Here is a 14,206-nt window from a genome sequence, read left to right as displayed (position 1 = left end):
TTTGTGTATGCCACTTTTCATGGACTATCACAAAATTCAGAACATTACCGTCGAGGATGTTGTCAAAGCTCACATGGCCGACCTGGCCATTCAGGAGCAGTATGGCGTGCGGTATCTGCAATTCTGGATAAATGAAAAGGCAGGTACCGTCTTTTGCCTCACTGAAGGCCCGGATGCGCGTACTTGCGAAATGGTGCATCAGATGGCCCATGGAAATCTGGCCTGCTCCATCACGGAAGTTCAGACTGGAACATACCAACAGATCATGGGTGCAACACACACCGACGAAAATGGTATGACCAGGAACAGGGACGGTATCGACCTCGGTTATCGTACTATTTTGTTTGTCACCTTGCGCAGCTCTGGCCATTCCGAAACCTCATCTATTGACCCGCTTAATGCCGCACTGAAACAGGCATCGGACCTCGTCATCTCGCACCACGGAAGAATGGTCGAAACGCCGGTTGTTGATGGCTTCATTGCAGTTTTTAACGAGGCGGCAGATGCTGTAAATTGCAGTGACCATATCAGGGTTCGTCTTACACCGCTGACACGTGAAGGCGAAATCGCATTTCGCACCGGAATCTGCGCCGGCCAGCCAGTCACTGAAGACGGTGAATTCTTTACCAACACGATTAATCTTGCGCAGCGTTTGAATTGTATTGCAGATGATAATCAGATATTGATCTCGTCTCTTGCCAGGAAGCTTAGCGGTATGAGAATTCCGGGATCGCCACAACTTAAGTATCTCAATGATGCGGACGAACAGTTTGCCTCCGACTTGCTGATTACGACAGAGCGAAATCTTCCCAATAGCGACTATACGATCGATCGCTTATGCAAAGACCTTGGAATCAGCAGACCGCAACTTTATCGCAAAATAACGGCCCTTACCGGGCGTGCGCCAAACAACTTCCTTCGGGACCTCCGCCTTGACAAGGCAGCTTTACTTCTGCGACGAAGAGCCGGCAATATTTCCGAGGTCGCTCTTGAGGTCGGATTCAGCAACCCATCCTGGTTCTCCAAATGCTTCGCTGAACGATTCGGGTGTATTCCCTCCGAGATAGCCCACAGCCAAAACGTTTAGGTCCTGAACAGTTTGTGCTATTCTTTGAATAGTTAGTGGTGGAATCCATCGTTACGGATTTTCACATTTGATTTCACAGTAATTGACGACGTCATCGAGCGGACGAATTCTATGTGACCCGAACATCTTAAAAGATCCCGGATCCAAGATTCTTTCGCCGTGAATGTCGTGTCTCATCATTTCATCGAAAACCAATAAAGCAAAGCACATGGGAACTCTCGCTCTGGAAAACCCGACCATTCTGCATGTCGAAGAAACGGCCTGGCAAAGTTTTGCAAGTTCTATCCGCGGACAAATCATATTGCGCGGCGATCCAACTTACGATGACGAACGCAAAGTGTATAACGGGATGATCGATCGCAAGCCCGGAGCGATTGTTAAGTGCCGGGATGTCGCTGATGTGATGACCTGTGTCAATTTTTGCCGCGACAACCATCTTCTTGTGGCCATTCGCGGTGGCGGACATAATGGTGGTGGTCTTGGCATGTGCGATGATGGGATGGTAATTGACATGTCTCTCATGAGAGGCGTGCGCATTGACATGAAGTCAAATACGGTCAGGGCAGAAGGTGGAGCTTTGCTGGGCGATCTGGATCATGCTACCCAGGCATTTGGCAAGGCTGTGCCGAGCGGAATTTTCTCAACTACCGGCGTTGGCGGACTTACGCTTGGGGGAGGGATTGGTCATTTGTCGCGGGCATACGGCTTGTCAATCGACAGTTTACTTGAAGTTGATATCGTACTCGCTAACGGCAAGCTGGTAACGGCAAGTGAACAGGAAAATGCTGATCTGTTTTGGGGCATTCGCGGAGGTGGAGGCAACTTTGGTGTAGTGACTTCGTTCCTTTTCAGGATGCATAACGTAGAAGGCGTTTATGGAGGACCTATGCTTTGGGATGTGGCCGATTCGGAAGAGATGATGAAGTTCTATCGTGATTTCATACTGAATGCTCCCAATGAAGCGTACTGCTACTTTGCATTCCTCACTGTACCGCCTGTACCAATATTTCCCGCTGAATTGCACCTCAAACAAATGTGTGGTGTGGTTTGGTGTAATATCGGTGACGAGAAGCGCGCCAAGGAATTGGTAGATACTTTCCGCGATTACAAAAAGCCTGCACTTGACTATGTTGGTCCCATGCCTTTTAATGTTCTCCAGACGCTGTTCGATGCTCTAATTCCCAAGGGATTGCAATGGTATTGGAAGGCTGACTTCGTAAAGGATCTCACCGACGAATCAATTCAATTGAATTTTAAGTATGCAAAGCGAATGCCTACAACGCTTTCAACAATGCACATGTATCCGATAAATGGTGCCGCGCATAACCGAAGCAATGGCGACATGGCATTTGCTTACCGCCATGCAAACTGGGCACAAGTTATCGTTGGCGTTGATCCGGATCCTGCTAACAACGAAAAAATGATGACATGGTGCAGAGAATACTATGAGGCACTGCATCCATTCTCGTCCGGCGGGGCCTATGTGAATTTCATGATGGTTGAAGAGCAGGACAGAGTGAGAGCATCATACGGAGAAAACTATGACAAGCTTGCGCGGATAAAATCGAAATACGATCCGGATAACGTTTTTAGAGTAAATCAGAATATTCGCCTTTAACAGACACATCAGTCGCGATAACCCTAACCCGGTTGAATCAAAGACCTGCTGTTGATGTTAGAAGTAATCCCAGGAGCCAGGAGTTTCTTCCGTTTGTAAGGACGCATTGGAGGATATTCCTGGCTTGTGTACCCTTCATTTTCGACAATGTCGTGTATTCGCCTCATACCGGTAAGTTTTCAAGGGGATAACGCCGCCAGCAGCACCCTCCCGGCGTATCAAAATCCAATGGGAATTTGTTGTTAGTAATTTTTTTTTAATTTGGTTCGTATAGATCCGACGCCTGCTTCATCCGCGTCCTGATCTGATTGCTAAATGGAAAGAATCGTCCTTGAAAAGTTGTTCAGATCGGCTATCGTGATCGCCAGTGAGGAGCAGGCCGAGGAGGCTTTTCGTGTATTCTTTCGCGGCTTTGAATCTGATCGCCGCTTTGTTCCTTACCTCGTTGAATTAATCGAAGCAGACTGGCATAAACGACACGAAGATATTGCCAGTTGTTTACAGAAATCAAAGGACAACAGAGCAACACCAGCCTTACTGAGAACGGCAATAAGAAAGTTTGACTATCTGGACTATGACAATTCTTATGCACTTGCCCGAAAGTGCACGTGGGCATTGGCGGATATTGGAACACAGGAGTCACGTGCCGCCCTGGAGGTGATTTCCCGAAACGACGATGAGACTATAGCAGGTTATGCAATTCGGCGGTTGGAGCGATGGCAGCTCGAACACGATCGGAAAGGCGGCAATGAGGACTTAGGCTGAATCATTATCAAATGACATTAGGAAAACTTGAACCGCTGCACTCCTGGATATTAGTGCTTTTAATTTCGCTGGCAGGATGCGCGCGACCCGGCGAACCTTCAAACACTACAGGCATTGATTCAACAACTTCCAACCAGTTGGATTCAACCCTGCTGAAGTTTTATGCTTACAAGGGCAATCCAGTCTTTGCAGGTACTGGTACGAATACCTGGGACCACAAGATCCGTGAGCGCGGGTACATTTTGTTTGAAGACGGCACCTATCATCTTTGGTATACAGGATATAAAGACGACGACTCAGACCTGCATTTGGGTTATGCAACATCACCCGATGGAATAAACTGGACACGATATGCGCAAAACCCCATCGTGAACGAGGGATGGATTGAAGATATGATTGTGGTGAAGCGTGATTCTGTATACTATATGTTTGCCGAAGGACGGAATGACATAGCACATCTTCTTACATCTACGGACCGCGTCCACTGGAAGGAACAGGGATCGCTCGATATTCGCTATAAGGATGGAAAACCTTTATCACCTGGGCCATACGGTACCCCTACAGCATGGTATGAAAACAATATATGGTACCTGTTGTATGAACGCGGCGATCTTGGAATATGGCTCGCCACATCTGCTGACCTGAAGACCTGGACCAACGTGCAGGACGAGCCTGTATTAAAGAATGGACCTGAGGCGTATGATAAGTATGGCGTTGCCGTTAATCAGGTGGTCAAACGCAATGGTATTTACTACGCATATTATCACGCTACTGCAGTCGAAGATTGGGGAGAATGGAGCAGCTGTGTGGCAACGTCAACGGATAGGCTACACTGGACGAAGTATTCCGGCAATCCTCTTTTAAAAGAAAACAAGTCTAGTCCGATAACCGTTGATGACGGCAAGTCAGTCAGACTCTATTCCATGCACCCGGCTGTTGCTTTACATACTTCGTCAACTCAGTAATAACCGCACAACCTTCAGTTTGCAAAATTCCGGAGGTGTTTGTGGAACTGCGCATCCACAATGCATAGCCTTTATATCGTCTATGTATCGTCTTTGTGAGCCTTTTTAAGCCTTTGTGTCCTTTCAGAAAGAGGAGATGAAAGTGGAAATCCCGGTTCCCGAATTCAGGCCAGGATCTTTTAACTACGGCTTAGCCAAAGCAAGCTCACTCCAACCCGGCAGGGCAGAGGACAAGGAGAGGACGTTGGGAGAGCCTGAAAGGCTCAGGCCTGACCCGTGATGTATGTCTCCAGGTGGTGAATAATGACTTTCTGTTCATCGATGACGGACCGCACCACATCTCCAATTGAGATGATGCCGACCAGCAACCCATCGTCAACCACGGGAAGGTGACGGATCTTGCACGAAACCATAACCTGCATGCACTCCTCGATGGTGGTTTCTGAATCCACAGTAACGAGGTTAGAGGTCATGATGTCGCTGATTGGGGTTTCCTTCGAAGATTTGCCTTTCAGGATGATCTTTCGTGCGTAGTCGCGTTCTGTAAAGATGCCAACCAGCCGTCCTTCTTCCACGATTAGAAGCCCGCCAATATTCTTTTCGCACATAATTTCTATGGCTTCGTATACCATGACGGACGGCGCAACGGCAAAGATCGAATTGCCCTTGGTCTGTAAGATGTGTTTGACTTTTCCCATGCGTGAAACTTGTTGCAATCGATTGAAGATAAGGCTTTTCATCAAAAGATGCAACGAGAGCGTCGGGCAAACTGACATGCGGTTGATCAAAAAAAAATTCAGCAGCCTATCCAAATTGCCCCGTTTCCCCGGGTGTGTGCGCAACCACACGTTGGCTTGGCGTTTCCTCATGGAGCTGAAAAAAATGAACTGTTCGTTTAGCGCCGTGAGCGTCCTGAGCATAATTTCTGCTATGCCCGAATCGTAAAGGGAGTGTCTATCCGGCTAAGTCTGGGAAAGTGTGGTAAAAGTCTGGGTGGAGTGTGGAAAAGTGCGATGAGAGTGCGGCAAGAGACTGGGAAAGTGTGGGAAGAGAGCGTTGGGAGAGCGTAGTGAGAGCGGTAAAAGAGCGAAGCGGGAGCGTCACAGGAGCGGTGGAACAGCGTAAAAAGTCTTACCTCTGGTAAGTCTCTGGTAAGTCTCTGGCTGGTCGGACACTTACTCCAACCTGTTCGCTATACGCAACGACCGCAATCCTTGACTGTCTAGAGAAGTGTAGAGAAGTATAGAGCAGGTATAGAAAAGTATAGAGCGCATATAGAGAAAGTATAGAGCAGCTATAGAAGCACTATAGGAGATCTATAGAGAAAGACGAGCACGATTTAACACGTGTTAATCGTACAGTTGCTCAGCCCACCAGGCCGACAAACCGGTCAGCACAAATGGTCAGGATGAGGCTTATCGCGATAAGCGCAATCAATAATACGCGCGTTGAGGTGCCCAGCGACAACGGCTCAGCTGAGGGCTCCTGGAAGTACATCGCTATAATGATGCGGAAGTAGTAGTAGACGCCAATAAGAGAAGTAATGATCGCCAGGATTACAAGGCCTGTATAGCCTTGCTCGATAGCCATAGCAAAAATCATATACTTACCGAAGAATCCCGGAAGAGGAGGGATGGCAGCAAGCGACAGCAATGCAAATGTCATGGCTACTGCCAGGATCGGATTCCTCTTAAACAGGCCGTTGAAGTATTCTACCGTTGTAGACCGATTGTAGCTTCCAATAACATGAAGCACGGCAAAAGCAGTGAGTGACGCGCACGCATAAGCACAGAGATAATAGAAGATGGCATTGGCGCTCTCCGTTGCATTGGCAAGGAAGCCCAGCAGAATGTAACCCACATGACCCACGCTTGAGTAAGCAAGCATGCGCTTCACGTTTTGCTGATATACCGCCGTGATATTGGGTATGACCAGTGTCAGAATTGTTGTACCCTGAATCACTCTGGTTAAAGTGTGGTCAACTGATGAGAAGATAAAGAATACGCGATAGAAGGCGGCAAGTGCTGCGATCTTCACAACGGTCGACATAAACGCTGTGATAGACGTGGGAGCACCTTCATATACATCCGGGGCCCAGAAATGAAATGGCACAGCAGATATCTTGAAAGCTAATCCAATGAACATTAACAGTATACCCGCATAAAAGAACGTTGGAAGTCCTGCCGGATTGGCGTCGATGAACTCGGCAATCTTCGTGAGATGGAATGCGCCGGTCGCACCATAGATCAGAGCAATACCCATGAGGAGGAAGCCTGTTGCAAACGAACCCATGAGGAAGTATTTGAAGGCGGCCTCCGTAGAAAACAAACTCTCTTTCCGGCTGCCGGCAAGAACGTAAAGTGAAATCGACAGAATCTCAATGCCGAGGAACAGCATGGCCATGTTGTTGAATGACGCCATGATGACAGCGCCCGCTACGGTGAACAACACCAGCGCTGTTCTGTCGGTAATATGTGGTTGAAGTCGGAAGTAATCATTTGCGAGCCAGAACCAGAAGATAGTGGTTACCACGATGAGGCCACTGAACGCAAGAGAGAAATTATCGAACTGCAGCATCTCGCTGAAATGCATCGTCGAAGTGCCAAAGTCGATGAAGATGGTAGCCATGGCTGCCACCAGCCCAACAATCACAAAGGCAGTCAACCACTTTTTCAGATTGACGATCTCCGCGACGAGCGCTGCTATACCAAGACCACAGATGACAAATAGTGCGTTCATTTCTTACTTAACTGATGCTGACAAATTCGAGTACACTTTCAACAGGTTCGTAACGGCCGGCTCCGACAACTCAAGAAGAGGAGCCGGGTAGATACCGATCAATATGATCAGCACAACCACTGGATACAACACCCACTTCTCTTCAGTAGTGAGGTCTGCAAAACCAGCGGTCACGTTGTTCACCTCACCTGACATCGACTTCTGGAAAGTCCTCAACATGTAAACTGCGCCGAGGATGATGGTCAAACCAGCGATCGCGCCGAGTACGTATTGATATTGGAATATCGAGTTGATTAAAAGGAATTCACCGACGAATCCGCTTGTGAGCGGCAACGCCACGCTACCCAGCATGACGATCACGAACACGGTCGCGAATATTGGCGCCACGTTACGGATACCGCCGAGACTGTCCAGTGTGCGTGTCTTGGTGCGTTCAGCAACGACGTCAACGATGTAGAACATGCCGAACACCACGATACCGTGGCTCACCATTTGAATCATTGCTCCTTGCAAACCAACCACGCTAAGCGTGAACGTGCCGGCAGCGATAAGCCCAACGTGAGCGACAGAAGAATAGGCAATAAGTCTCTTGAAATCCTTTTGAACGATGGCGATGCATGAACCATAAACAATACCGATCACAGAGATGATGATCGCTGTAGGCCCCCAGGCGGCCACACCAGCAGGGACCATCGGTATCAGCCAACGGATCACACCGTAAATACCCATCTTCAGCATGATTCCTGATAACAGCATCGTTCCCTGTGTGGGCGCAACGGTATAGGTATCGGGCTGCCATGTATGAAAAGGAAACACTGGCATCTTGATGGCAAATGCTACGAACATCAGCCAGAACACGAACCCTTGCTCGCCTGGCGACAACGCCTGGCCTGCTTCATAAAGTGCTGCAAGCGCGAAAGTATGTTCCCCTGGTGTCGCGAGGTACAGGTAGACAAGTCCGATGAGCATGAACAAGCTTCCTGCGAGCGTATAAATGAAGAACTTCAATGTGATGCGACCACGGTCTTCACCGCCCCAGATGAGGCATATGAAGTAAATTGGAATAAGGGCGATTTCCCAGAAGAGATAGAACAACAGTCCGTCAAGAGCGACAAATACACCTACCAAAGCCATCTCCATCATCAGTACGAGGCCATAAAAGGTGTGTGGCTTCGCGAATTGCTTATTGCGCGTGGAGAGTATGATACCGGGAACCAGTAAAGTGGTAAGCAGTACAAGTACGAGCGATATGCCATCGATGCCTACGGCAAAGTTCAATCCTAAAGACTGGATCCATGGAACATCAAGCACGAATTGAAACAATTCATTCTTGCTGAACTGCGTGGTGATATAGAGGGTGGCCAACAGCTCGACAACCGAGGCCGCAAATGCGATCGTTTTGGCCTGCGCAGGTCTCACCAGGAATATAAATAGTGAAACAAGCAAAGGGAAAAATATGAGAAATACGGTCATGGCTTAATTAGTCCTTAGTCCTTAGTCTTTAGTCCTTAGTATCTGGTTACTAGTCTTTGAGTCATTAGCTTTCTCTGTTCCGTTATGTTCTATCCATACTAAACTACAATGGACCAACTCAGGACTCAGGACTAACGACTCAATACTACTTCATAAATACAGCTGACAGCACGAGCACAATGCCGATTACCATCATGAAGATGTAAAAGCCAATGCTTCCCGTTTGTAGTTTTCTCGCTGTCTTGCTTCCTTCTACCACTGCTTTGCCCGACGCGTTTACTAAACCGTCGATGCCCAGGGTTTCAACTACTTTATCAAATACGCTGGATATCCAGTACAAAGGTTTTACGACAATAGCATCGTAGATTTCATCCACGTAATACTTGTTGTATAAGGTGCGCTGCAAGCCGCTGCTGATTTGTCCTTCAGCTGCCGGCACATGTGCCTTGCTTACGTAGCGTGAATAAGCGAAACCGATAAATCCGAGCGTGAGTAGAACAATCACAGCCATTAACATGTATTCGGTACTATGGCTAAGGTGATGTGCCTCGATCAGGCCTTTGGACGGTTCAAAAACCGGCGCGAGGAAGTTGCTCAACCAATGCGATCCACCCAATGCTTCAGGGACACCCATGAAACCACCCACAACCGACAATCCGGCAAGCACAATCAACGGGGTGGTTATGCTTTTTGGAGATTCGTGAATGTGATGAATAGTATCGTGGCTTGCGCGCGTATTGCCGAAGAAAGTGAGGAACAACAGGCGGAACATATAGAAGGAGGTGAGCAGCGATGCGATTACGGCAACGGCCCAAACAACCTTGCTATGCGCAAAGGCACTGGCCAGGATCTCGTCCTTCGAGAAGAAACCGGCAAATGGTGGAATACCAGAGATCGCCAATACACCGATGAGGAACGTGGCATATGTCACGGGCAGATATTTCTTCAGTCCACCCATCTTGCGTATATCCTGCTCGTGGTGCATGGCATGAATCACGCTACCTGCTCCAAGGAACAACAGCGCCTTAAAGAAAGCGTGTGTTGCCATGTGAAAGATACCGCTCGTGAATGCGCCTAATCCTAAGGCAAGGAACATGAGTCCGAGCTGCGATACGGTCGAATAGGCGAGTACTTTCTTAATGTCGTTTTGTGTGAGAGCAATGGTTGCTGCGAAGAGAGCAGTGGCAAGACCGATAATCACGATCATTTCGAGTGTAGCGGACGACATTGCATACAACACGTTATTACGTGCAACCATGTACACACCTGCCGTCACCATCGTGGCCGCGTGGATGAGGGCAGATACGGGAGTAGGACCCGCCATAGCATCTGGCAACCACGTATACAAAGGAATCTGTGCGCTCTTACCCATTGCGCCAACAAACAGCAGCATAGTAATAAGTGTGACCGTACCGGCATCAACGGAAGATGCTTTAGGGAATACTTCGGTGTACTGAATGCTTCCAAAGTTTACAATGATCAGGATGATACCGAGCAACATGCCCAGGTCACCAATGCGGTTCATGATAAAGGCCTTGTTAGCGGCATCGTTGTAGGCCTGGTTCTTGAACCAGAATCCGATGAGCAGGTAGGAGCAGAGACCCACACCTTCCCAGCCGATAAACATGACCAGGTAGTTGGCGCCCATTACGAGCAGCAACATGAAGAACACGAACAGGTTCAGATAAGAGAAGAAGCGATTATATCCTTCATCGCCATGCATGTAACCCACCGAATATACGTGGATCAGAAATCCAACGCCGGTAATGATGAGCAGCATGAGTGACGACAGCGGATCGATGAGGAAGCTCATCGTTGCCGAAAAGCCGCCGGCGCTGATCCAGCGAAACAGAGTTACTTCAATTGAAGGAGTGCCACCAAGAAGCTGGACAAAGGCAAATACCGATAAGATAAAGGAGATCAACACCGATCCACAAGCAACAGTCGATGCAAAACCATGGCTTACCTTCTTCACGTTTAAAGCCACGATGAGAAATCCCAGCAATGGGAACAAAGGAATCAACAATGCCACTAATTGCGCGCCTACCATTTTAAACGATTCAATACGTTGATGTCTACTGTTTTTGTATTCCGGTGCATAAGCACGAGGATGGCCAATCCGACGCCCACTTCAGCAGCGGCAACGGCCATAATGAAAAAGACAAAGACTTGTCCCGCGCCATCATTGAGGTAGCTGGAGAATGCAACCATCACAAGGTTCACGGCATTCAGCATAAGCTCTATGCACATGAAGATGATGATTGCGTTGCGTCGATAAAGTACGCCCAGCACGCCGATGGTAAACAAAGCCGCGGCAAGCCAGATGTAGTAGTCTATGGGAATGTTGTTGATCATGTCGAACTATTTGAACCTATGGACAAGTTGCTACCGTTCTGCTGTTTCCGATTTCCCCACCATGATGGCACCGACCATAGCAGCCAGCAACAACACGGAAGTTATTTCAAATGGAAGCAGAAAATCATTGAACATTACCTTGCCCAGGCTTTTTACAGTACTAATGCTTATGTCGGCTGGTTGCTGTGTCATCATCAGTTCCGTGCCCTTCAGCGATCCAACCAAAACGATGATGAGTAGTCCCGAACAAATCGTAGCAGCCACTTTGAGCAGCGTGCTCTTGTGAGGCTCCGATTCCTTGTTGAGGTTAAGCATCATGATCACGTAAAGGAACAAGACCATGATCGCGCCTGCATACACTATGATGTGTACGATAAAAAGAAATTCAGCATTCAGCAGGAGGTAGTGTCCTCCAATGCAAAAGAAGGTGATGATGAGATAGAGAACGCTGTGAACAGGGTTCTTGGAGAAAACCACCATCAGCGCGCTGAAGATGGCAACAAATGAAAGAAAGTAAAATACGTTGAGCGTCACTGCGGTGGTCAATTACTTATTATGACTCAATCTTTTTTGCTGTTTGAAGGCGAGTACTTCAGCTGTTTGTCGTTTAGTGACATCCACGCGGTCATCAACCTTTTCTACAAGCTTATCTTTTCCGAAAATGAAACCGTCACGCGAATAGTCAGTGGGGAGAATGCGATCCGTAAGGAAGATAGCTTCTTTGGGACATGCCTCTTCACACAAACCACAGAAAATGCAGCGAAGCATGTTGATCTCGTACGTCGTTGCATACTTCTCTTCGCGATACAGTTTTTCTTCACCCTTTTTGCGCTCGCCGGAAGTCATTGTGATTGCTTCGGCAGGACAGGCCACAGCACAAAGCCCACAGGCTGTACATCTCTCCGCCCCTTTGTCGTCGCGCTTCAGTACGTGCTGCCCTCTCCATACTGCGCTGATCTCGCGCGTCGTTTCGGGATATTTTACAGTAGCCTTCCGTTGAAACAAATGCTTTATCGTGATAATGATACCACCGAATATGGCAGGGAGGTACATCCGCTCCGCCAGCGTCATTTCTTTCTTGACTACTAATTTCGATCGATTCGTTAGCATAGCTCTTTATGCAGGGCCGGCTTCTAGCCGAAACCCGGTGCGATATTAGTTACCGAAAAAGGTTAAGAACAGTCCTGTTACGAAAATGTTCACCACCGCCAGGGGGATGAGTATTTTCCAGCCCAGATTCATCAGCTGATCATAGCGGAAGCGTGGAATTGTCCAGCGGATCCACATGAAGAAGAAGATGAAGAAGGAGATCTTTCCAAATAATACTATAGTGCCAATGGTCGTGATGGCATTTGGAGACAATCCCAGATCATTCATGAAGGGGAAATTGTATCCACCAAAGTAAAGCGTCGACATTACTGCCGCCGACACGAACATGTTGATATATTCTGCAAACAGGTAAAAGCCGAGCTTCATACTGCTGTACTCCGTATGATATCCACCTACCAGTTCGGTCTCACATTCAGGAAGGTCGAAGGGTGTTCTGTTACACTCAGCAAATGCGCAGATCAGGAAGATGAGGAATCCAACGGGTTGGTAAACTACGTTCCAGAAGTTCCAGTCACCGCCAACGCCGCCCGCCTGATTCGCAGCAATTTCGCCGAGGCTCAATGTGCCGGTCATGATGATGAGTGCAATAATCGAGAGACCCATGGCAATCTCGTAGCTGATCATCTGTGCAGAGGCACGAATCGCGCCGAGCAACGAGAACTTGTTGTTGGAGGCCCAACCGCCGATCATAATTCCGTAAACACCGATCGAAACAACGCCAAATACGTAGAGGATACCAATGTTGAGATCCGCGATCTGAAGTGAGTATGCAGTTCCGTTAATGGTGATCGTACCGCCCCAGGGAATGATAACGCCAGCCATAAGTGCTGTGAGCATGGCAATACAAGGTCCGGCGATAAACAGAAACTTGTTCGATACTACCGGAATCATTTCCTCCTTCATGATGAATTTCAAACCATCAGCGAGGGGTTGGAAAATTCCGAAAGGACCCGCACGGTCCGGACCGATACGGTCTTGCAGAAATGCAGCTACTTTACGTTCTGCATAAGTTGAATACGCAGCAATAAAAAGAGTGAGTCCGAATATGGCTCCCGATAGCGATGCTTTATAGATAAAGAAATCGATCATGCTGCTGAGTCGTTAGATTGTTCAAGTTGCCGGCCTTTCTGGAAGACGATCTGACGGTCGATCTCACGCTTGAGCTTCTGGAGATCGATCTTCTCATAGTGATTCTGTGAAATCACGGAATGACGATCGATGTGACGGGGACCTTCAATTACCCAGTCGTTCATGTTCTTATGGTCGTAGCGGCATTCGTTACAGATGTATTCCTTCACTTCGCCGTATTGATCCTTGCGGGCAGATACACGCAATACATCATCGCCTTTTGTGAACAGTACCACCTTGCCGCAGCACTTATCGCAGTCACGATGTGCATCCACCGGGTTGGTAAACCACACGCGGCTTTTGAAACGGAATGTCTTATCAGTAAGCGCACCCACTGGACATACGTCAATCATATTGCCCGAGAAGTCGTTGTCCACTGCTTTCTCGATATATGTGCTGATCTCTGAAGCATCGCCACGATTCAAGACGCCGTGAACGCGCTCTTTGGTAAGCTGGTCAGCAACAAACGTGCAACGGTAGCAGAGGATGCAACGCGTCATGTGCAGTTTTATCTTATCGCCAATGTCGATCTTTTCGAATGTGCGGCGGTCTTCCTCGTAGCGTGTTTTCGCTGCACCATGCTCGTAAGCAAGATTCTGCAGGTCACATTCTCCTGCCTGATCGCAGATGGGGCAATCAAGCGGGTGATTGATGAGCAGGAATTCGACGACACCCTTACGCGCTTCAAGCACTTCAGGCGACGTGATGTTCTGCACCACCATGCCATCCATTACCGGAGTCCGGCACGAGGCAACGAGCTTCGGCATGGGACGAGGATCTTTAGCAGATCCCTGCGTTACTTTCACGAGACATACGCGGCACTTTCCTCCCGTATCTTTTAAAGTCGAGTAATAACACATCGCGGGAGGTACAAGCTCTCCGCCTATCTGACGTGCTGCATTAAGGATAGTTGTTCCATCCGGAACTTCAACCTCAACGCCATCTATCGTTACTTTTGCCATATTG

At 48.3% G+C, this 14,206-nt stretch carries 14 protein-coding genes; 4 read left to right on the top strand and 10 right to left on the bottom strand.

Annotated features, from left to right (window positions below):
* The first annotated feature begins 19 nt into the window (after positions 1-19).
* Both WBG78_RS20030 and WBG78_RS20025 read left to right on the top strand, forming a co-directional pair.
* A complete protein-coding gene (locus tag WBG78_RS20030; protein ID WP_337328257.1) occupies positions 20-1,087 on the top strand; it encodes a nickel-binding protein in 1,068 nt (355 codons plus the stop codon).
* A gap of 208 nt (positions 1,088-1,295) precedes the next feature.
* A complete protein-coding gene (locus WBG78_RS20025; RefSeq protein ID WP_337328256.1) occupies positions 1,296-2,705 on the top strand; it encodes an FAD-binding oxidoreductase in 1,410 nt (469 codons plus the stop codon).
* 23 nt (positions 2,706-2,728) lie between these two features.
* Here the strand turns inward: WBG78_RS20025 and WBG78_RS20020 are convergent, their stop codons facing one another.
* Complete coding sequence (locus WBG78_RS20020; RefSeq protein WP_337328255.1) at positions 2,729-2,872, bottom strand: hypothetical protein; 144 nt, start codon at positions 2,870-2,872, stop codon at positions 2,729-2,731.
* 148 nt (positions 2,873-3,020) lie between these two features.
* On the opposite strand from WBG78_RS20020, the gene WBG78_RS20015 reads away from it, so the two are divergent.
* Both WBG78_RS20015 and WBG78_RS20010 read left to right on the top strand, forming a co-directional pair.
* A complete protein-coding gene (locus WBG78_RS20015) occupies positions 3,021-3,470 on the top strand; it encodes a hypothetical protein (protein ID WP_337328254.1) in 450 nt (149 codons plus the stop codon).
* An 11-nt stretch (positions 3,471-3,481) separates the two neighbouring features.
* Positions 3,482-4,435, top strand: coding sequence for a glycosylase (locus WBG78_RS20010; RefSeq protein WP_337328253.1), 954 nt, complete (start codon positions 3,482-3,484; stop codon positions 4,433-4,435).
* A gap of 263 nt (positions 4,436-4,698) precedes the next feature.
* Here the strand turns inward: WBG78_RS20010 and WBG78_RS20005 are convergent, their stop codons facing one another.
* From WBG78_RS20005 to WBG78_RS19965, 9 genes are all read right to left on the bottom strand, one after another.
* Positions 4,699-5,133, bottom strand: a complete 435-nt coding sequence (locus tag WBG78_RS20005) for a CBS domain-containing protein (protein WP_337328252.1) — start codon at positions 5,131-5,133, stop codon at positions 4,699-4,701.
* A 667-nt stretch (positions 5,134-5,800) separates the two neighbouring features.
* On the bottom strand, positions 5,801-7,174 hold the full coding sequence (locus WBG78_RS20000) for an NADH-quinone oxidoreductase subunit N (RefSeq protein WP_337328251.1): 1,374 nt from the start codon (positions 7,172-7,174) through the stop codon (positions 5,801-5,803).
* A gap of 3 nt (positions 7,175-7,177) precedes the next feature.
* Positions 7,178-8,647, bottom strand: a complete 1,470-nt coding sequence (locus WBG78_RS19995; protein ID WP_337328250.1) for a complex I subunit 4 family protein — start codon at positions 8,645-8,647, stop codon at positions 7,178-7,180.
* A gap of 145 nt (positions 8,648-8,792) precedes the next feature.
* Positions 8,793-10,697 (bottom strand): NADH-quinone oxidoreductase subunit L, encoded by a 1,905-nt coding sequence (gene nuoL, locus WBG78_RS19990; RefSeq protein WP_337328249.1) that lies wholly within the window; start codon positions 10,695-10,697, stop codon positions 8,793-8,795.
* Entirely contained in the window at positions 10,691-11,002 is a 312-nt protein-coding gene (gene nuoK / locus WBG78_RS19985) for an NADH-quinone oxidoreductase subunit NuoK (RefSeq protein WP_337328248.1), read from the bottom strand. Before nuoK ends, nuoL begins: the two co-directional genes overlap by 7 nt.
* Positions 11,003-11,032: 30 nt before the next feature.
* A complete protein-coding gene (locus WBG78_RS19980) occupies positions 11,033-11,536 on the bottom strand; it encodes an NADH-quinone oxidoreductase subunit J family protein (RefSeq protein ID WP_337328247.1) in 504 nt (167 codons plus the stop codon).
* Positions 11,537-11,548: 12 nt separating this feature from the next.
* A complete protein-coding gene (locus WBG78_RS19975) occupies positions 11,549-12,112 on the bottom strand; it encodes a NuoI/complex I 23 kDa subunit family protein (protein ID WP_337328246.1) in 564 nt (187 codons plus the stop codon).
* 45 nt (positions 12,113-12,157) lie between these two features.
* Positions 12,158-13,201, bottom strand: a complete 1,044-nt coding sequence (nuoH, locus tag WBG78_RS19970; protein ID WP_337328245.1) for an NADH-quinone oxidoreductase subunit NuoH — start codon at positions 13,199-13,201, stop codon at positions 12,158-12,160.
* On the bottom strand, positions 13,198-14,202 hold the full coding sequence (locus tag WBG78_RS19965; protein ID WP_337328244.1) for a 2Fe-2S iron-sulfur cluster-binding protein: 1,005 nt from the start codon (positions 14,200-14,202) through the stop codon (positions 13,198-13,200). Before WBG78_RS19965 ends, nuoH begins: the two co-directional genes overlap by 4 nt.
* Positions 14,203-14,206 lie beyond the last annotated feature (4 nt).

This window comes from Chryseolinea sp. T2, from assembly GCF_037203685.1.
Lineage (GTDB): Bacteria > Bacteroidota > Bacteroidia > Cytophagales > Cyclobacteriaceae > Chryseolinea.
Note: the sequence above shows the minus strand (reverse complement) of the source record. Positions and strands in the feature narration are given on the sequence as shown.